Annotated in this window: 19 protein-coding genes; 10 read left to right on the top strand and 9 right to left on the bottom strand. The window is 58.2% G+C overall.

The window, feature by feature from the left end:
- Nucleotides 1–570, top strand: a complete 570-nt coding sequence (locus R3D51_09560) for a DUF2585 domain-containing protein (GenBank protein MEZ5899728.1) — start codon at nucleotides 1–3, stop codon at nucleotides 568–570.
- Between the two features lie 68 nt (nucleotides 571–638).
- On the opposite strand, the gene R3D51_09555 is transcribed toward R3D51_09560, so the two are convergent.
- Complete coding sequence (locus tag R3D51_09555) at nucleotides 639–920, bottom strand: hypothetical protein (GenBank protein ID MEZ5899727.1); 282 nt, start codon at nucleotides 918–920, stop codon at nucleotides 639–641.
- 127 nt (nucleotides 921–1047) lie between these two features.
- On the bottom strand, nucleotides 1048–1956 hold the full coding sequence (locus R3D51_09550; GenBank protein MEZ5899726.1) for a hypothetical protein: 909 nt from the start codon (nucleotides 1954–1956) through the stop codon (nucleotides 1048–1050).
- A gap of 239 nt (nucleotides 1957–2195) precedes the next feature.
- Here R3D51_09550 and R3D51_09545 point away from each other — a divergent pair, with 239 nt between their 5' ends.
- Complete coding sequence (locus R3D51_09545) at nucleotides 2196–2729, top strand: SRPBCC family protein (GenBank protein MEZ5899725.1); 534 nt, start codon at nucleotides 2196–2198, stop codon at nucleotides 2727–2729.
- A gap of 5 nt (nucleotides 2730–2734) precedes the next feature.
- Here the strand turns inward: R3D51_09545 and R3D51_09540 are convergent, their stop codons facing one another.
- A complete protein-coding gene (locus tag R3D51_09540) occupies nucleotides 2735–3532 on the bottom strand; it encodes an ion channel (protein ID MEZ5899724.1) in 798 nt (265 codons plus the stop codon).
- A 233-nt stretch (nucleotides 3533–3765) separates the two neighbouring features.
- On the opposite strand from R3D51_09540, the gene R3D51_09535 reads away from it, so the two are divergent.
- Nucleotides 3766–4098 (top strand): metalloregulator ArsR/SmtB family transcription factor, encoded by a 333-nt coding sequence (locus tag R3D51_09535; protein MEZ5899723.1) that lies wholly within the window; start codon nucleotides 3766–3768, stop codon nucleotides 4096–4098.
- A 71-nt stretch (nucleotides 4099–4169) separates the two neighbouring features.
- Here R3D51_09535 and lipA read toward each other — a convergent pair whose 3' ends face one another.
- From lipA to R3D51_09510, 5 genes are all read right to left on the bottom strand, one after another.
- Nucleotides 4170–5156 carry a lipoyl synthase gene (gene lipA / locus R3D51_09530; protein ID MEZ5899722.1) on the bottom strand — a complete coding sequence of 329 codons (987 nt, stop codon included), beginning with the start codon at nucleotides 5154–5156 and terminating at the stop codon, nucleotides 4170–4172.
- 186 nt (nucleotides 5157–5342) lie between these two features.
- Nucleotides 5343–6656, bottom strand: coding sequence for a porin (locus tag R3D51_09525; protein MEZ5899721.1), 1314 nt, complete (start codon nucleotides 6654–6656; stop codon nucleotides 5343–5345).
- Nucleotides 6657–6967: 311 nt separating this feature from the next.
- Nucleotides 6968–8260: a porin gene (locus R3D51_09520; GenBank protein ID MEZ5899720.1), complete on the bottom strand. Its 1293-nt coding sequence runs from the start codon at nucleotides 8258–8260 to the stop codon at nucleotides 6968–6970.
- A gap of 411 nt (nucleotides 8261–8671) precedes the next feature.
- Complete coding sequence (locus R3D51_09515) at nucleotides 8672–10252, bottom strand: GMC family oxidoreductase (protein MEZ5899719.1); 1581 nt, start codon at nucleotides 10250–10252, stop codon at nucleotides 8672–8674.
- A 29-nt stretch (nucleotides 10253–10281) separates the two neighbouring features.
- A complete protein-coding gene (locus tag R3D51_09510; GenBank protein MEZ5899718.1) occupies nucleotides 10282–10947 on the bottom strand; it encodes a gluconate 2-dehydrogenase subunit 3 family protein in 666 nt (221 codons plus the stop codon).
- 774 nt (nucleotides 10948–11721) lie between these two features.
- Here R3D51_09510 and R3D51_09505 point away from each other — a divergent pair.
- From R3D51_09505 to R3D51_09475, 7 genes are all read left to right on the top strand, one after another.
- Nucleotides 11722–12087 (top strand): LuxR C-terminal-related transcriptional regulator, encoded by a 366-nt coding sequence (locus R3D51_09505; GenBank protein MEZ5899717.1) that lies wholly within the window; start codon nucleotides 11722–11724, stop codon nucleotides 12085–12087.
- Between the two features lie 296 nt (nucleotides 12088–12383).
- Nucleotides 12384–13382: a methyltransferase gene (locus R3D51_09500; protein MEZ5899716.1), complete on the top strand. Its 999-nt coding sequence runs from the start codon at nucleotides 12384–12386 to the stop codon at nucleotides 13380–13382.
- Nucleotides 13383–13699: 317 nt separating this feature from the next.
- Nucleotides 13700–14686 carry a thiamine pyrophosphate-dependent dehydrogenase E1 component subunit alpha gene (locus R3D51_09495; GenBank protein MEZ5899715.1) on the top strand — a complete coding sequence of 329 codons (987 nt, stop codon included), beginning with the start codon at nucleotides 13700–13702 and terminating at the stop codon, nucleotides 14684–14686.
- A gap of 144 nt (nucleotides 14687–14830) precedes the next feature.
- Nucleotides 14831–15877: an alpha-ketoacid dehydrogenase subunit beta gene (locus R3D51_09490; GenBank protein ID MEZ5899714.1), complete on the top strand. Its 1047-nt coding sequence runs from the start codon at nucleotides 14831–14833 to the stop codon at nucleotides 15875–15877.
- 5 nt (nucleotides 15878–15882) lie between these two features.
- Complete coding sequence (locus R3D51_09485; GenBank protein MEZ5899713.1) at nucleotides 15883–16113, top strand: lipoyl domain-containing protein; 231 nt, start codon at nucleotides 15883–15885, stop codon at nucleotides 16111–16113.
- A gap of 37 nt (nucleotides 16114–16150) precedes the next feature.
- On the top strand, nucleotides 16151–16846 hold the full coding sequence (locus tag R3D51_09480) for a 2-oxo acid dehydrogenase subunit E2 (protein ID MEZ5899712.1): 696 nt from the start codon (nucleotides 16151–16153) through the stop codon (nucleotides 16844–16846).
- The gene (locus R3D51_09475; protein MEZ5899711.1) at nucleotides 16843–17592 is read left to right on the top strand and encodes a hypothetical protein; all 750 of its coding nucleotides are present in this window, start codon (nucleotides 16843–16845) and stop codon (nucleotides 17590–17592) included. Before R3D51_09480 ends, R3D51_09475 begins: the two co-directional genes overlap by 4 nt.
- Nucleotides 17593–17637: 45 nt before the next feature.
- Here the strand turns inward: R3D51_09475 and R3D51_09470 are convergent, their stop codons facing one another.
- Nucleotides 17638–19701, bottom strand: a complete 2064-nt coding sequence (locus R3D51_09470; protein MEZ5899710.1) for a sigma-54-dependent Fis family transcriptional regulator — start codon at nucleotides 19699–19701, stop codon at nucleotides 17638–17640.
- Between the last annotated feature and the right edge of the window lie 161 nt (nucleotides 19702–19862).

Genomic DNA, 19862 nt, shown 5'->3' with positions numbered 1-19862 from the left:
GTGCAGTTGGCACCGCTAATCGACAAACACAGCTCCCGATTTGCGGCTGCGATCATGATCGTGACGGCGTTGATATTGCTCGCCATGGGGCGGGTTCCCATTTGTACGTGCGGCACCATCAAGATGTGGCATGGCGTCGTGCACAGCTCGGAGAATTCCCAGCACCTCACCGACTGGTACACGTTCTCCCACGTGCTGCACGGCTTGCTGTTCTATGCGCTGTTTTCGTGGTTGACGCCGCAGTGGAGCATCGGACAGCGCTTTGTGGCCGCTGTCGCGATCGAGGCAGGGTGGGAGATACTCGAAAACACGCCTCTCATAATCAATCGCTATCGTGCGGCGACGATATCGCTCGACTACTACGGTGACAGCGTCATCAACTCCATGTGCGATATCGCATCCATGATGATCGGCTTCGCGATGGCCGCCGTGCTGCCAGTGTGGGCGAGTGTCGCAATGTTTTTCGGCATCGAGGTCTTCATGGCGTACATGATCCGCGACAACCTCACGCTCAATGTCCTGATGCTTATCTATCCGTTCGACGCGATCAAGGCGTGGCAAGGCGGATAAGCATATCCAGGGCGGCGTGCTCGACGCCGTCGCGGTGAGGCTTTGTCATCGATCGGAAGGACGTGCGCTTAGCGCTTTCCGCTCTCGCGTTGCCACTGCAGGAATGCGACCGTGCAGATTGCGGTCAGCACCATCGTTCCCAGAATGTCGGGCCGGCGGATGAAGGACATCCATACATCGAAGCCGTTGAGCCAGCCGCCGCGCCCCGTCAACACATTGTTGAGCAGGAGAATGAGTAGCGACACCATGCCGGTGACGGAGGTGGCCAGAAGAACTTCGAGGGCGCGCTTGGTGATGCGCGGAACGTTCAATGTGTTGCGGCCAATGGCGAGCTGGGTTCTGTCGGACATGTCGCAACTCCTCGAATCGTTCAAAGATGGAGCTTCAACTATCTAGCAGATTCGGAGGATTCTTGGGCCTTTCCGACACATGTTGCTTGATCGGCTTGTGCTGGCTGCGAGCCTAAAGATGTGCGCGTCAGCGGCTTGCGCGCCGCTGTTTGCGATTGGCGCGCCTTTGGGCCAGCGCCAGCCAGCGACGACACGATGGCAACGAAAGCTCGCATGGTACTGCAATCGCTGGACGCTTACTGTCCCCTTCACCGTTCGCTGCTGCGCGCACCAATGCGGGATCCGGCGTCACACCGGCAAGTGAGCCGGGATCAGCCAGGATATCGCGAGCAGCACGTGCGACGAGCCCGCTTGCGGTGAGCCGCGCCATGAAGGGATTGGCGGCAATTACACCGCCCCCGAGCAGGGTGCTGGCAGCGGCATTTGCAGGGGCAGACAAAACACGCGCGGCTGCGCTGGGCCCGACCAGGAAGGCAAGACGCAAGTTGGGAAACGTTGCCCTGTGCCCTCGGGCGATGAGATAAGCCGCATTTTGATGGGTATAGATTTCCGCCGCGCGCCGTGAAAGACCAAGATCGGTTCGCAGGGCGAGAACCTGGTCGGCGCGCAGACCTTCCATCTCTTTCGTGAAGTGCTTATTGGCAATCATAAGCCAGGTCGACGCGATGAACTGGTAAGGACCAAACGCAGTGGAGCGGGGATTGCGGGCGTTGAGCCGTCCACCGCTTTCCGCACGCATCAACCTGTCGAGAAACACCTTCATTGTGAGTTCTTCGACCAATGTCGGCTTCGTGCCGCTCTCAGGTTGCGCAGCAGTGTCGGTGACAACATCTGCTGGGTCGGAAGTTGTGGTCCCGGACTGAGCAGAGGTCTCCGGCTTGCTTGCGTCTTGGGAGGTTGAGGCGGCGGTCGTCGCGTTGTCCTCGAAAGCTCCAGCAGGTGAAGTTTTCCCGGTGATCAGGACGAAACAAGCAAGCGCAGCCCCCACGCCAGCAAGCGTCGCGCCCCGCCTTCCAGATGTATCCTGCGTACGCACAACTCAAAGCCTTGATTGACCGGGCGGGATCGTGCCTGCTCGCCGTCGGCCCGTCAAATTCTACGTCGTTAGTAGAAACGCTTCCTGACAAACTTGGTTTATATGACTGGAGTAAGATTGTGGGCTGGCAACGTCACGCTTGGTTGAATTATCAGACGGCGATATACGGCAATGTCGAACACGGCGTTCAATAACGTGGCGGGCATGAGGGCCCAGAAGCGTTGGGAGGAGCGAGGACAATGCTGAAGTGGTTAGCCGCGGCGCTCGTGGCCGTCTTGACGGCCTTCGGCATTTATATCGCCCTGCAACCGTCGCAGTACACGATTACCCGCGAAGCGCACATCAATGCGCCCCCTGATGCCGTGTTTGCGCAGGTCAACGACTATCACAATTGGCAGCAATGGTCGCCGTGGGCAAAGCTTGATCCCGACGCCAAGTCGACTTTCGATGGCGCTCCCTCCGGGCAAGGGGCTGTGTTCGGATGGGCTGGTAACAGTGATGTCGGCGAAGGCAAGATGACGATCACCGACAGCAAGCCCAATGAGCGCATTGCCATGCGCCTCGAATTCGTAAAGCCGATGCCAGGAACAAGTCAGACGGTATTTACGTTTGCGCCTGATGGGGAGGGAACACGCATGACGTGGACCATGAGCGGCGAAAACAGCTTTGCTGGACGCATGGTGTGCGCCTTCGTCGATATGGACAAGATGGTCGGCGGCATGTTCGAGAAGGGGATGGCCAATCTCGACGCTTTGCTGAAGTCGAAGAGCTGACGCCTTTAGAGCTTCCCCTCGTCAGGGATATTGAGAAGGTTGCCGCACGCCTTGCAGTGAACGGCGTCGTAGTCGTGGCGCATCAAGCCGCATGACGGGCAGCGATAGCGCACCTTGGTGGGTTGCAAGATAGTGCGCAGCAGATTGATAAACAGAGTGACGCCAAGGATCATGATGACGACTGAGATCAGCCTGCCGCCCGATCCTTGCAGTGTGATGTCGCCGAAGCCCGTGGTTGTGAGTGCGGTAACGGTGAAATACAACGCATCGGCGTAGTTCTTGATTTGCGGGTTTGTCAGGTGCTGAGTTTCGTAGACCAGCGCCGTCATCACAAATAGGAAGACACAGAGGTTCACGCTGGCGAGGATGATTTCTTCGTTGCGCCGGAAGTAGCTGAAGTCGCGGCGAAGCTGACTCAACAGGTGATACGTTCTCAGCAAACGCACCGTTCGCATGATCCGCAAGAAGCCGGCTCCTTCGCCAAGGATGGGGGCGAGGAACGAGGCTATTGCAGCTACGTCGGCCCACGTTGCGGGATGCAGAAGTTCGTGCAATGGCGCGCGCATACTGTACATGCGCGCCGAGAATTCGGTGAGCATGATGATGCCGAACAAGGCGTCCAGCACCTCCATGAACTCGGAGCGTGGCACAAACGAGGTCGCTATGATGAATGAGACCGCGAGAAGATCGAACGCGAGAATGCCATACCTGAAACGCCGCCCCTCTGGGGTTTGCGACGTGTAGTAGTGGTTCAGTTTCTGTTTGAGGGTCGGTTGTCCCGTGGCCTGCTTGCTCGATGTCATCCCGGTTCCGGATATGTCCCCAGTTGGTCGCCCGTCTATGCAAAAAAGAGGTGCACGCAAGGGGAGCTTCGTTGGCAGAGCCAGAAAAGCATAATTCGCTCGCGAGTAAAACGACAGCCCCGGGCTAGACTTGCAGACTTCGCGGACTTGCCGTGGATCGGTTTGCAAGTGGCGTACGCCCTGCGACTGTGATCGCGCTTGACTGGAATATTAGCGATTGCTTAAGTAGTGGCATGAACGCAATTGATTTGACCGAGCGCAGTCAGGACGTTGCCAACTATCTCAAGGTGTTGGCGAATTCCAGTCGGCTGCGGATCTTATGCGAGTTGAACCTGGGAGAGCGCTCCGTCGGGGCGCTTGAGGATGCGGTCGGCCTCACTCAATCAGCGTTATCGCAGCATCTTGCAAAGCTGCGCGCGAACGGCATCGTCGCCACGCGGAGAGATGCTCAGACGATTTACTATCGTCTCGCCGATCCGAGGGCAGTGCGCATGATGGGCACGCTTTACGATCTCTTCTGCGCTCCAAGCACCGAGCAGGGCAAACGACCCAAGCCCGCGCGTTAAACCGGGTCAGTCGCCCGACAGCATTTGGCTATCCGTGTCAGCAAACACGAGAGCCAACGCGCCGCAAGGGCTCAGTTGGTGGCCAGCGTCTGACGTGCTTCCTTGAGCCGGGCGAAATCTTCTCCGGCATGATGGCTGGAGCGCGTTAGCGGGCTCGATGAGACGAGCAGGAAGCCTTTTGCGTAGGCGACGGTTTCATAAGCCTTGAACTCATCAGGGGTAACGAAGGACTTCACTTCGGCATGTTTTCGCGTTGGCTGCAGATATTGGCCGATGGTGACGAAATCGACGTCGGCGGAACGCAGATCGTCCATCAGTTGAAGAACTTCCTCGCGCTCTTCGCCTAATCCCACCATGATGCCGGATTTCGTGAACATGGTGGGGTCAAGCTCTTTTACCCGCTGGAGAAGGCGCAAAGAGTGGAAGTAGCGTGCGCCTGGACGGATACGCAGATAAAGCCCGGGTACCGTCTCCAGATTGTGATTGAACACGTCGGGCTTGGCCTCGACGACGCGCTCCAGCGCACCATCCTTGCGCAGAAAATCCGGTGTCAAAACCTCGATCGTGGCTCCGGGCGCTGTTGCGCGAATGGCACGAATTGTCTGCGCGAAATGGTCGGCGCCGCCATCCTCCAAGTCGTCCCGATCAACCGATGTGATGACAATATGGGCGAGTCCAAGCTGGGCAACGGCATCAGCAACTTTTTGCGGTTCAGCGGTGTCGAGCGGCAGAGGAAGTCCTGTGCGGACGTTGCAGAACGCGCAGGCGCGTGTGCAAGTGTCGCCCATGATCATCATGGTGGCGTGCCGTTGGCTCCAGCATTCGCCGATGTTTGGACAACCTGCTTCCTCGCAGACCGTGTGAAGTCCCTTGCTGCGGACGATGTCGGCGGTCTCGCTGTAGGTGGGCGAAGAGGGAGCCTTCACTCGGATCCAGTGCGGTTTCTGAATAGTGGGAGTTTCTGACCGGTGAGCCTTTTCCGGGTGGCGAACTCGCTCTGACGACGGCTTGGGGTCGCCATCCGGTGTATCAGCGCGAGTATCAATCAGAGTAACCATGGACGTGCCTCGTTGGAGCTACCCCAGATATGCCCGCTCCATTGCTGCGCTGCAAGTTCGCCAGATGGGTAAGAGCTCCGCAACCTCAACGGAAATGGCGCATACGCAAGCGGTCGACTTGCCGGAGACGCGAAAGGGGCCGCTTTTCAGCGGCCCCTTTGCAGATTTCCGTTTGTGGTCTGGATCTTAGTAGAAGATCACAGCGCCAGCGAGGAACATGTCGACGTTGTCAGCCGAGAACGTGGACTGGTTGGCCAGCGTACCGTCCAACTCGTGGTGGCGCCACTTTGCCCACAGCGACATCGCAGCTGCGTCGATTTCCTGAACAACGCCTACGCCGTAGCGGGTGGCATCCGAGGAAATGATCTGCGTACCATTATCGGTGGCATCGAGACAGCCAAAGCAGTCAGGAGCACTGGTGTCGTTAGCGAAGCCATCTTTGTTCTTGCCGTACTCACCGTAGAAGTGCGTGTTGCCAAGAGCAGAGAAGCGCGTCGTCCAACCGGCCTTCAAGTACCAACCGGTGGAGTCCGGATGATAAGGATGGTTGCCCGGAGCGTCGTCGATGAAGTTCTTACCCCAAGTGCCGTGAACCCACAGACCCGAAGGCAGATGCTTGATCATACCGCCAACCTGGAAGTACTGGTTGTCGTTGGTGTTGGCACCCGTGCCAAGGATGTCGGGATCGGTGCTCTCAGAGTAGGCGGTTGCGAACGCCATCTTGAAGCCCGAGAACTCACCCGAGTAGCGCAGAGCCACATCCCAGTAATCGTCTTCACCCCACGATGCGCCGAGCGTGAAGCCAGCGAAGGTCGGAGTGTCGTAGCGTACGCCGTTCAAACGGCCGCCAGCGCAGTCGTTCGCGGTGCCGACGCCAGCGTGTTCGCACCAGAAGGCTGCGTTCATCCAAGTAGCGTCGGTAGCGACACCGTTAATTGACACGTGAAGAGCGCCGCCATCGAAGGTCACGCCGTTCGCGGGGAAGAGCGTGCCGGAGAAGTCAGTGCCGAGAGCGGCGTTATCTGCCGCGAGGCTCTGCTTGCCGACCGACAGCTTGCCGAGGGTGTCGGACTGGATGAACCAGTAGGAGTTCTCAGCATTCAGGCCCCAGCCCCTGCCGCCACTGGTATCCCAATCTTCGCTAGCCGTCAGCGAAGAAGGACCGTTCGTGTAGATCCACAGAGAGTAGCCAGCCTTCCAACCGGGGGAGATCTGGGCGGTACCTGTGAACTTCACGTTTGACGAAAGGTCGTTGTTGTTATCGACAACGTAAACGTTGCTCTCGGACCCGCTATCGAACCAGTACAACTGGCTCGAAACCCAGCCCGTGATCGTCAGGCTAACCTTGCGGTTGCCTTTACGTGCCGTTGTTGCTTCCAGCTCAGCGATACGTTCTTCGAGGTCCGCGCAGCAATTGCCGCCGAGATCGGCAGCAAAGGCGTTGCCTCCGCCAAGCAGGGTAGCAGCTCCCATAGCAGCCGCCAGCAGTCTTGCTTTCATGTTGTAGTCCCCCATCACTCTTACTTATACCCGTCTGAAATAACTAAACCCGTCTGGTCTCCTGGTCCTCGCGCCAATTGGGTTCTTGGGCGAGCCTGTGCTCAGTTCTTAATCGGGAGCGTCTGCAAGTCCAGCACGAACCGCAGAACCGAATCACTTACCCACCGGCCTGTGGCATGCAATCACCACAATTGCCAAATGCACACACCTGTGGCCTGCAGGCACGCCCTGCAGTTTGGCGCGCTTCTTATGACAAAAGAAAAGGGCCGCTTTGCAGCGGCCCTTCCCAAATCCTTAGCTTTTACTGGATCTTAGTAGAAGATCACAGCGCCAGCGAGGAACATGTCGACGTTATCAGCATCGAAGGTCGTGTTGTTGGCCAGCGTGCCATCCAGCGAATGGTGGCGATACTTTGCCCACAGCGACATTGCAGCTGCGTCGATTTCCTGGACAACGCCGAGGCCCCAACGTGTGGCATCCGAAGAGGTGATCTGGACGCCGTTGATGCAGCCCGTGCAACCAGCTTGGTTGGCGAAAGCATCGTTGTTGCCACCGTACTCGCCGTAGAAGTGGGTGTTGCCGAGCGAATGGAACTTCGTGGTCCAACCAGCTTTCAAGTACCAGCCTTCGGAGTCCGGATGAGGCGGGTGATTGCCAGGAGCATCATCGATGAAATTCTTGCCGTAGGTGCCGTGGATCCACAGACCGGAAGCAAGGTGCTTAATCATACCGCCAACCTGGAAGTACTGGTTGTCGTTGGTGTTAGCGCCCGTAGCGAGAATGTCGGGATCCGTGCTCTCAGAGTAGGCGGTTGCGAACGCCATCTTAAAGCCAGAATGCTCACCCGACCAGCGCAGAGCGATATCCCAGTAATCATCTTCACCCCACGATGCGCCGAGCGTGAAGCCAGCGAAGGTCGGAGTGTCGTAGCGTACGCCGTTCAAACGGCCGCCAGCGCAGTCGTTCGCGGTGCCGACGCCAGCGTGTTCGCACCAGAAGCCAGCGTTCAACCAAGCCGCTCCGGTGGGGACACCGTTGATAGTGACGTTAAGAGCGCCGCCATCGAAGGTCACGCCGTTCGCGGGGAAGAGCGTGCCAGAGAAGTCAGTGCCGAGAGCGGCGTTATCTGCCGCGAGGCTCTGCTTACCAACCGACAGCTTGCCGAGGGTGTCAGACTGGATGAACCAGTAGGAGTTCTCAGCATTCAGACCCCAGCCCCTGCCGGCGTTGGCGTCCCAATTCTCGTTAGCCGTCAGCGAAGAAGGGCCGTTCGTGTAGATCCACAGAGAGTAGCCAGCCCGCCAGCCAGGCGAGATCTGAGCCGTACCCGTGAACTTCACGTTCGACGAAAGGTCGTTGTTGTTGTCGACCACGTAGACGTTCGACTCGTCGCCGTTGTCGAACCAGTACAGCTGGCTCGAAACCCAGCCCGTGATCGTCAGGCTAACCTTGCGGTTGCCCTTGCGTGCCGTGGTGGCTTCGAGTTCAGCGATGCGCTCCTCGAGGTCGGCGCAGCAATTGCCGCCGAGATCGGCAGCGAAGGCATTGCCTCCACCAAGCAGGGTAGCAGCTCCCATAGCCGCCGCCAGCAGTCTTGCTTTCATGTTGTAGTCCCCCATCCAAAGTTACCCGTCTGAATTGACGCTTCTTGGCCGCGACGTCACTACGATTGGGCAAACGAGCGAAAGACTCGATCACCACAACACGCAGTTACAAACAGCCTGGTTTACTGAGGTACTGGCTGTGACGCGCACACCAAGCAGCCTTAAATTCGGTGGCCGCTTACGCAGTTACAACAGCCTTATCGGATCCGAGGTTGAGTGCCCGTAGCCGATAGCTACTCAACGCGACACTAACTCGGTCCGTTTAGGTGACCCCTGCCGATCTGAACACGTTGCAGCGGGTCGGTCGTGAAATGCTCACCTTAAGAAAGGCGCTTCGCATCTATGGTGCTGTGCTAAACTCAATCTGCCAAACACGCAAGGCTGCGAAGCGCTTTTCTACAACTGTGTTGCCTAGATGGCACCCTTCTTCATTTGGTCTGCCACGTAGTCAGCTTGGCGGATAGCCAGGGCTACGATGGTCAGCGTCGGATTGCACGAGGCGCTGGTCGTAAACTGGCTGCCGTCAGACACAAAGAGGTTCTTAATGTCGTGAGTCTGTCCCCATTTGTTGACGACTCCGTCTTTTGCCTTCTCCGACATGCGGTTTGTGCCCATGTTGTGGCTCGCCGGATACGCAGGCAGGTTCCAAACCTCCAGCGCGCCCAATGAGTCATAGATCTTACCCATCTGAGCATAAGCATGGTTGCGCATGTTGGTGTCGTTCGGGTGGTCGGTCTTTTTCACGATCGGCACAGGCAACCCGTACTGATCCTTCTCCGTCTTGTGGAGTTCGATTCCATTGATCTCCTGCGGCAGGTCTTCGCCGCAGATCCACACGCCTGAGGTCTGGTCGTACTTCTCCAGAGCGCCCGTGAGCTTGTGGCCCCAGCCGGTCGGGCCGGGAATCATAAACGCCGACAGGAAGCCAAGACCCAGGGTAAGCTTTTCAAGGGTATAGCCGCCAACGAAGCCACGTTTGTCGTCGTGGTGCGATTCGTCTCTCACGATACCGGCGACCTGAGTGCCGCGATTCTGATAGACCTTGCCCGGCATCACGGCATACACGCCAGCCGTCATGTGAGACATATAGTTCTTGCCAACTTGGCCGGACGAATTTGCCAAGCCATCGGGGAACTTGCTGGAAGCCGAGTTGAGCAGCAGGCGCGGGCTTTCGATCGAGTTGCCGGCCACCAAGACAATGCGAGCCTTCTGACGCTGATGCTTGCCGTCTTTGTCTGCGTATACAACGCCGGTGACTTTACCCGTTTTGTCGTGCTCGATCTGCAGGACCATGCAGTCCGTACGGATCTCGCAGTTGCCAGTGTCGACCGCCTTGGGCAGCTCTGTATATAGAGTCGACCACTTCGCGCCGATCTTACAGCCCTGCATACAAAAGCCGATCTGCTGGCAAGCCGGGCGACCATCGCGTTCGACCGAGTTGATCGACATCGGGCCTGCCGTCAGCTTGGAGTAGCCGATGCGGCGTGCGCCTTCCTTGAGCACTTTCCAGTCGGCGCTATCGGGCAGGTGAGGCATTCCGGTCACATCACCGGTCGTGCCCATCTTCAGTTCGGCCTTGTCGTAATAGGGCTTCAGCTCATCGTAGCTGATCGGCCAGTCGAGGACGTTGGCGCCCGGCACGCCGCCGGTGGTCGTCAGCATCTTGAACTCGTGGGGCTGATAGCGCAGCGAGACGCCTGCCCAGTGAACGGTCGAGCCACCGAGGCCCTTGACGATCCAGGCCGGCAGGTTTGGATGGTTGATGTGCCCGTGCCATGTACCGCCCGAGTAACGCTTGTCGAGCCATGAGATCTTCAAGAACATGGCCCATTCGTCGTTTTCGATGTCGTCGAGGCTGAGCGTCTTGCCCGCTTCGAGGACGACGCTTTTCACGCCTTTTTGGGCGAGCTCGTTGGCCATGGTGCCACCGCCCGCGCCGGAACCTACGATGACGACGACGCTATCGTCGTTGAGGTCGAATTTCGCTGCCATTGTAATTGTTTCCTTCCCTTAGAACCCGATTAGAGCCAATCGACCTTGCCGAACGACGGATCGTTGATCCAACCGCCGTGCTCCCAGGATGAGCCGTCGTAGCCGAACTTCGGATACAGGGCCTTGTTGTTATAGAGACCGAACAGAAGCCCACCGCGGATCTTCTGGAACCAGTCGGTCAACTCGACTTGGCGAAGCAGGGCTTCGCGTTCGAGCGGGTTCTTCACGTCAACGTATTTGGATTTGTAGGTCGCATCGGCGCGCTTATCGAGATCGACCAAGCCGTCCGACATCATAGCGGCGACCTTCTCGTCTTTTCCCGCTTCCGTAACGATGCTGTCGACCACGGCCTGATAGGGCGCGTTGTCGAGAAGCGTTTCGTGCGGATAGATATCGCGAGCCACGCGCAGAAGCATAACCTTCTGCGTGTCGTCGAATGACGCTGCAGCGACCGCATACCGGCTCATCGTCGTGGTCAACAGGCCAGCGGTGAGCGCGACGAACGCAGTCGTGCCCAGCAACTGGCGCCGCGTCGGCGTGGCGAACACGGATGGCTTTGCGGCGATCATATTCAGATCGTGAAGCATGGCGCCATAATCCTCCTCGGTTTTATTGGTTTTCAGTTTTGAGTCTTTATTCTTTGGTCGTTCGTTCTTCTTCTTGTTGGAGAGCTGCGGCATGGCCGGACGCAACATCTTCGAAAGTGTCTGAGCAAGGCATGTGCCAATAGGTCGATGCTGCGCCGCACGCGCTCATGAATTGTTTTCAAGTCAATCGGCTGACGGTGATGCGGAAGTTGTGTCTGTGCATTTTGGGCTATGCATATGAGACAACTCTGGTCTGCGGTTCACGTGACTCCTAGCCTCGAGCAACACACGTTTGCTTCAAAATTGTCGTGTGATCTAAAATTCGTTCGCGCTTGCAGCATAGGTCGCCGGTTCATGCGTTGCGGCCTTGCGACAGTTTCTTCGAAGTTGGTTGAGACACTTGTTGCACGCTGCGTCGTGGCGCGCGTTTTCAATCATTCCAAGAAGTTTGAAGCGTTGGACCATCAACGAGGCTTGGAAGTTCGTCGTATGCGACAAACGATATGCGACGTGTGTAGCAGTCGCGAGACGCGCTGCATTACGCCTCAAGCCAAAAAATCCAAAAATACAAATGCATTTCAGTGGCGTAGAGAGCTGGCACAACACTTGCCTGGAAAATCGTCAACGTGGCCCGTCGTAATCGGGAGTCTGGCTCGCAGGCGCGGGCTGGCTAACCCAAAGAGCCACGAAAGACCTGGGAGGTCAGGACCGATGCACATCTTCAGCAAGCGCCGTGCTCGCGCGACTTTCACGCAGCCGCATCTCGCATGCTCCGGGCTTCCTTGATTTCGATTTCACCACCAGTGCGGTGCGCTCGCAGGAGCCGCCAAGTCAACTTTCGCAATATTCCGTTCCAACGCAAACCCAGATGGATCAACGACAATGACTGACGCTCGCATGTATTCCACCCCGGCTCGTAACGAGCATTCTAAGGATCATGCCCACGTTGCTGATATCGAAGCACATCGTGTAGCTGCGCCTGTTCAGGCATCGGCCCCCATGTGGAACCTGACCCCGCAGCAGTGGCGCGTCTTCCTGCTCGTAGGCAAAGCGTTGTCGAACAAGGCAATTGCGCACGAGTTGCGCGTTGCGGAATCGACAGTGAAGGCTCACGTCTCCGCAATCTTCAAAATGGCCGGCTGCCGCAATCGCACCGAAGCAGCCTTGCTGTCGCAGCGCGTGCGTTATGGCCTGCTCGATGAAGACGATAATGGCTCCATGGCCTTTGCCGGACTGAGCCGCAAGTAAGCCGCAAACAAAAGCGTTGCGGAAAGGCTGGGCGAGGGAAGAGCCCAGTCGTAAGGGCGAGTTGCTGACGGTCGATGGCTGATCAGTTTCTCGCCCTGCGGCCCTTGCGCCGCAGTACATTCCGCAAATTCCGTCTTTGGGCCGCTCATACGAGATGTCAGCCGAATTGGCCCTTCATCGTAAGGTCGTGGACCCTACGAGCCGCTCGCCGGCCCTACCCTCAAGGGCGCGCGAACGTGCACGTTCGAAGTCACCACAACAATCAAAAAGCATTAAATTCAGGAAGGTTGCGCCGCATGTCAGAGTCACCCGCTCCCGGTCAAATCATCGTCGATCTTGCGTTCGGCTTTATTCTATCCGGTGCTTTGGCCACCGCCGCGAAACTTCGGATTGCTGACCGGCTGGAAGGCGGTCCCAAGTCAGTGGGCGATTTGGCGAAAGAGGTGGGTGTCGATGAGCAGTCGCTTAATCGCGTGCTGCGGCTGCTGGCAATGTTCAATGTCTTCAAGGAAGAAGGCGGCGAGTATCAGCTGACTCCAGCGGCTGACCTGCTGCGTACCAGCCTGCCGCATACATTGCATCATGCCGCTTTGATGGTGACGCAGGACATCTTTTGGAAGCCGGTGGGCGAGTTGGATGAGGTCGTGCGCACGGGCGAGAACGGCATGATCCCGCATTTCGGTGCGCCGTTCTTTGATTACCTGGAGCAAAACAAGGAAGCGGGCGCTATCTTCCATCGCGGTATGTCCAGCTTGTCGGATCTGGAAAATGCACCGATCGCACAAGCCTACGACTGGAGCGGTGTCAACACGATCATCGACATCGCGGGTGGACATGGCGGACTGCTGATTGAGGCGCTCAAGTGTGCGCCGAACGCCAAGGGCGTGCTTTATGATGTGGCGCACGTGCTTAAGGATGCGCGCGTCAACGAGGAGGCTGGCCGCTGGACGTGCGTTGAGGGCGACTTCTTCAAGAGCGCTCCCGCTGGTGGCGACGTCTACATGCTGAAGCGCATCATCCATGACTGGAAAGACGATGATTGCGTTACCATCCTGTCTAATATCAAGAAAGTCATGAACCCGGGCGCACGCATCCTGGTGTGTGACTGCGTAATACCTCCGGGGAATGGCCCGCACGGCGGAAAGGTGCTGGATGTGTTGATGATGTCTGCGCTTCCGGGATTTGAGCGTACGCAGGAAGAATTCGCGAAATTGTTTGAGCGTGCAGGATTGAAGCTTTCGCGTGTCATCCATACGCCGGCGCTGTTGTCGATCACTGAGGCAGTTGCGGCTTGATAGAGGTTTGCGGGTGAACGGACTCGCGGTCTCGCCAGGGCGCTAAGGCTTGCAGCGTTTGCAGGTGCGCACGGCTGATGTCAGGGCTACCGCTACAGGTGGAACAAGCGCGCGACACGTGCAACCAAAATCGTCTCAAGGAGTGCCGTCAACACGCTGAAACGATAAGCAAATTTAGGTGCTGTCGGGAAAATAGGAACTGGCACGCAGGATGCTTCTGTAGACCGAAGAACGACGCCTTGTCCGGGTGATAGCAATTGGACCCCCGACGAGAGAACAAAAACACGACTTCAAAAGAAAATTCAGGGAGGAAAATCGTGCAACCAACGAGAGACCAGAAGGTCTGGATGTATGAGAACATGTTGGTAAGCCGGTTCCTCGAGGAAACGATCGAGCAGATCTACCTCGAGGGCAAAAAGCCGGTTTTCAACATGGCCAATGGCCCCATTCCGGGTGAGATGCATTTGTCCAACGGTCAGGAGCCGTGCGCCGTTGGCGTGTGTGCGCACTTGAAACCCGAAGACATGGTGACTGGTACGCACCGTCCCCACCACATCGCGGTCGCCAAGGGTGTCGATCTGCGAAAGATGGTAGCCGAGATCTTCGGAAAGAAGACGGGGCTGAGTGGTGGTCGTGGCGGCCACATGCATCTGTTCGACGCCAACGTGAACTTCTGCTGCTCGGGCATCATTGCTCAGGGTATGGGCCCAGCGGTCGGCGCGGCCTTGTCTCGCAAGATGCAGAAGAAGCCTGGGGTCGCCGTGGCCTACATCGGCGAGGGTGCGGTCAACCAGGGCGCCTTCCATGAGGCGATGAACCTGGCCGCTGTTTGGAAGCTGCCGTTTATCTGCATCATCGAAGACAACCAGTGGGGCATCTCCGTCGCCAAATCGGCTTCCACTGCGGTGACGGACAACTCGATCCGCGCCCAGGCGTATGGCGTTCCGGGCTATCTCGTGAAGGGCAATGACCCTTATGAGATTTTCCGTGTCGCTGGCGAATGCATCGAGCGCGCACGCCGGGGCGAAGGCCCCTCGCTGATCGAAATCGAAACCTCTCGTTTGGCCGGTCACTTCATGGGCGACGCCGAAGGCTATCGCCCCAAGGGCGAGCTCGATCGTTTGCGCGCGCAAGATCCGATTCCGGCCATGAAAGCACGCCTGATGGCCGAGGATGGGATGACACAGGAAGAGAACGACGCCATCGTCGCCCGCGCTCGCGCCAAGGTGGATGATGCGATCGAGTTCGGCCGCCAGAGTCCCTACCCCGCGGCCGAGGAAGCTCTAGAGAAGGTCTTTGCCTGAAGGCAGCATTTGAGAGCATCGGGAGGGCGCGGACAATGCGCTGCCCTCCCGTGAACCGCCACCCGGCCGCATCATCACGCAACGAGCGCGGCGCGAACGGATGGCAAAGACAAAAAACACGTTACTCCTTGGGAGGAGCAAGCAATGTCCACTTTGACTTCGACGGCTGCAAAGCCGCAGCAGAATGAACGGCGCGTCACCATTGCACGCGCGATGGCGGAAGCCGTTGCGCAGGAGATGCGGATTGACCCGCGCGTCTTCGTCATGGGCGAAGATATCGGCCAACTCGGTGGCGTTTACGGCAACACCCGCGGCTTGATCGAGGAATTCGGAGCCGAGCGCGTCCGCGATACGCCGATCTCGGAAACGGCATTCATGGGCGCTGCGGTTGGAGCTGCGTCCGACGGTATGCGGCCCATCGTCGAGCTGATGTTTGTTGATTTCTTCGGTGTCTGCTTCGACGCCATCTACAATCTCATGGCCAAGAACATCTACTTCTCAGGTGGTGAGGTGAAAGTTCCGGTCGTCCTGATGACGTCGACAGGCGGCGGTTACAGCGACGGCGGCCAGCACTCGCAGTGCCTCTATGGCACGTTCGCACATTTGCCCGGCATGAAGGTCGTTTGCCCGTCGAACGCTTACGACGCTAAGGGCCTGATGGTCTCGGCCATCCGCGACGACAGCCCCGTCATCTACATGTACCACAAGTCGTTGCAGGGCATGGGCTGGCTCGGGACGGAGCCGGGTGCAACAGTGCACGTTCCTGAAGAAACCTATTCGATCCCCTTCGGCAAGGCAGCGGTTGTGCGCGAAGGCACCGACGTCACCATCGTCGGCGTCGCCATGGGCGTGCACAACGGCCTCAAGGCTGCCGATAAACTTGCGGCACAAGGTGTCAGCGCGGAAGTCATCGACCTGCGCACGCTGGTGCCGCTTGATCGCGATACCGTTTTCAACTCCGTGAAGAAGACGGGCCGCCTCATCGTCGTCGATGAAGACTATAATAGCTACGGTTTGTCGGGCGAGATCATTGCCTCTGTTGCCGAGCGCGATATTTCAGTGCTCAAGGCCACGCCTCAACGTGTCGCCTATCCCGACATCCCGATTCCATTTTCGCGTCCGATGGAGCAGTTCGCTCTGCCCAATCCCGACAAGATTGTTGAAGCTTTCAATGCAATGAAGAGGACATAAGCAACATGGTCGCCGTCACGATACCTACTGATCTCTGGGAAGAAGACACAGAGGCCGTCATCACCACTTGGCTGGTGGGTGACGGTGGCGCGGTAACCGAAGGGCAGTTGATCGCGGAGATCATGGTGGAGAAGGTCCAGCACGAGGTGCGCGCACCTGCATCTGGCACCATCAAGATCTCGCAGCCCGCCGAGGCGGTCGTTGCCAAGGGTGCCGAGATCGGCACTATCACCTGAGTTAGCGACAAGACAAGAAAAGGCAGTTTCCTCACCAATGACGGACACAACAGCACCGGCTGCTACCGCCGACAAGGTCGTAAAGCTCACCGCGATGCGCGGCATGATCGCGAGCAAGATGCTCGAGAGTCTGTCGACCAGCGCTCAGCTCACACACTTTGCCGAATGCGACACCACCGGCCTCGCCGCGATGAAGGCAAGGCTCCTGGGCGAAGGGCTGAAGGCGTCCGTCGAGGACCTGGTCGTCGAGGCCGTGGTGCAGGCGCTCCGCCTGCACCCGGCACTCAATGGCACTCTCGTCGGCAACGAGATCACGCAACGCGCGGACATGAATATCGGCGTTGCCGTTGCGTTGCCGGGAGATCTTCTGGTGGCGCCGGCGATCTTCAACGCCGGCAACCTGTCGCTTGCTGATCGGGTCAAGGCTCGTCGCGATCTTGTTGACCGCGCCAAGGTCAACAAAGTGACGGTCAAGGAAATGACCGGCGGCACGTTCACGATCTCCAATATCGGTCTGACGCGCGTGCGATTCTTCACGCCCATTTTGCCGGTTCCGCAGATTGCCATTCTCGGCGTTGGGGAAACCTCGTTGCGCCCGTGGGTCGTTGATGGTCAGATCGTTGCGAGGCCAATCATGGGCTTGTCGCTGACATTCGATCATCGCGCCGTTAACGGAGCCCCCGCGGGCGATTTCCTCACAGATCTCTGCAAGATAATCGAAGGCATGGCGTGAAGCCGGTCGAACCGGAACGTCAGTTCAGTCGCGTTATAGACGAGCCGGTTCCTTTTGCCGATGCGCTTCAGCTTGAGCGCGATCTGCTTGAGCAGATCCGCCAAGAGACTTTGGAGCCGAGCCAAATGCGCGCTCTGATCTGGCGAACGCCAAAAGCCATTATCGTTCCGCGCGGACTTCCAACGCGCGACTATTTCGAAAAGGCGCGTGTTGCGGTCGAAGCGTTGGGATATCCGGTGCACGAACGTGACACCGGTGGCGATCTCACGCCGCAGGAGCCTGGCGTTGTGAACCTGTCGCTATGCTTCACGCTCACCGGCGAACAAGCATCGATTGCAAACGCCTACGGATGCCTCACCGCTCCAGTGCTCGCGTTCCTTCGCGATACCTATGGGATCGTGCCGCACGTCGCATCAATTCCGGGAGCGTTTTGTGACGGCACTTACAACGTTGCTGTCGATAATCTCAAATTGGGTGGGACAGCGCAGCGTTGGAAACTTCTCGGCGGCGAGGGGACATCCCGCCGGGTTGCTGTTCTTGCTCACATCGCGCTGATGGCGTCGAACGAGCTAGATGATCCCATTGAGGCATTGAACGTGTTCTATGCTGCCAGCGGCACGGACAGGCGCATCGATCGTATGCGCCATGTGACGCTTTCCGATCTCATTGGACGCGAGCAGGCGGACGCCCGCAATGTCGCCCAGTCGTTGAACGACTACCTCAATCGCGCGCTCGTTCCTGCTTAAGGGAAAAGTTGCGCGTTTCGCACTTAGGGGTGTCGGGATATGCCCTCAGCCTTGATTGTTCGGCGAGGTGATGCCGTACCGGCGGATCTTGCGATGGAGCGTTGCGCGCGAAATTCCTAGCTGCGCGGCCGCCTCGGTGACGTTCCAGCGTTTGGCTCGCAGAACCTCGACGATGCGGTGATGCTCGGCGGCTTCGTTGGATTCGTGCAACGTTGCACCCGTTGGAGCGGGCGGCGGCATGGCAGGCTCAACTCGCGGCTCCTCAATGATGGGATCCTGGTGGATCACACGCACCGGATCAGCCGGGAAGTGCGAAAGATTTGCTCGCGAGAAGTCTAGGATCTGATCTGGCAGATCTTCGATCTCAATCATCTTGCCAGGATGGAGCGAGGCCGCGAAGCGCAACACGTTGCGCAATTCTCGGATGTTTCCAGGCCATGGATAGCGCTGGAATAGGTTCATCACCTGCTCGGAGAACGTGATCTTGTCTGCCCCTGGCCCGGCTTCATCGCTGACGATGCTGGCAACCAGTTGCGGCAGATCGGTACGGTCCTTCAAGCTTGGCAATACGATCTGCGCTCCGCGGATGCGATAATAAAGGTCTTTGCGGAACTGGCCCATGGCGATGAGGTCAGGAAGATTGCGGTGTGTCGCGCAAACGATCTTCATATCGACGGGGATCGTTTCGGAGCTGCCCAGTGGCGTTACCGTGCGCTCTTCCAGGACCCGCAAGAGATGAGCCTGAAGATCGAGCGGCATATCGCCGATTTCATCGAGGAATAGTGTTCCTCCATGGCTGGCGAGGATCTTGCCGGTGCGTCCACCCTTTGCGCCGCCGGTGAAGGTGCCGGGCGCATAGCCGAATAACTCGCTGGCGAGAAGCGTTGCCGGGATCGCGGCACAGTTGACGGCGACATACGGCTTGTGTGCGCGCTTACTTTCGGCATGAAGGGCGCGTGCAAGAGTGTCCTTGCCAACGCCGGTTTCGCCGAGGATCAGCAAGGGAATGTCTTTGTCGATGATCTTGCGGCACAGATTGACATTCTGGACCATCAACGGGTCGGCCCCGACCACTTTGTCGAGGGCGCGCAGAGGCGGCGCTTGCGTGCTCGCCTTCTTGTCCTCGACGACTGTCGTCGCGGTGCGCGATGGCGTGGAGACGGATTTCTTCTTCGGCAAGAAGGCGGTGACGAATGCGTTCGAGCCGTTTGGCCCTGTCAGCCGCACGCTGTGCTTGCTAAGCGGGCGCAGGTCGTTGAACGAAACGTCCCAAATATCATTGATGTAGCGCCCGCCGATATCCGCCATCTCGGGAACGCCAAGATACGACAGCGCTTCTTGAGTGGCGCCCAGGATGCAGCCGCTCTCATCTGTCGCGATGAGCGCCTTGGCAGACATCGGCATCGGGTCAGCCTCTGCCGACAGCGTCACGATGCAATCGTCGCGATGCCATTTGCGAAACAGCATCATCGAGATTTGTGAGGCAGCCTCACGGGCGAAATATTGGGCGATCGTGCCATCGCCCGATCCGGGCACCGCGCGGCCCGATATGTCGAAAGCGGCGATCACCTGGCCGTCGGGTCCGAAAATCGGTGCGGCCGAGCAGGTAAACGTCGCAAAGTTCTCGTTGAAATGGGCGCCGCCGAAAACGGTGATCGGCTGGCGAGATATCAGACAGGTGCCAATGCCGTTGGTGCCCACGCGCTGCTCTGACCAAAGCGAGCCGGTGTTGAGACCTTCGCGCGAAACTTCCTGGCTTCCCGTCGAGTCGGCAAAGCTCGTTACGACGACCCCGTCGGCATTGCTCAAAAGGATGACATGGTTGGTGTCTGCTGCGATACGACGGACGCCCTCGACGACGGGCGATGCCTGAACAAGGATGTCCTCCATCCGTTCGCGCAGGTCTTTGATCGTTGAGCTGGTCACCCGTTCGACCGGCCGACGCGCAGCTCTGTCCAGGCCGTACTCCGAAAGACAGCGGCGCCAAGAGGCACGTACGATGTCACCGCCCAATGTGGCTGTTACTCCCAACGCCGCAGTGAATTCGCTTGAACTGTCGTGCATATTTCGAAGGCTCTGGATGATGGTTCGTGCGGACTGTGCCAGCATGCCGCATCGTTGACAAGCGTATGATTAGCCTTTCGTCGAATTTTTTGACCGGTCGTATAAGCAGTGTTGACAGTCAGATGCGCTCGAAAACCGCGATGAAATAAGCGATTTTGATTCACCAGCGGACCCGTTTTTGTGCGCTGCAAAAACAGGGCCAGAGC

Source organism: Hyphomicrobiaceae bacterium (assembly GCA_041397645.1).
Lineage (GTDB): Bacteria > Pseudomonadota > Alphaproteobacteria > Rhizobiales > Hyphomicrobiaceae > Hyphomicrobium_B.
The sequence above is the reverse complement of the archived record's forward strand: the minus strand, read 5'-3'. Positions and strand labels throughout refer to the sequence as shown.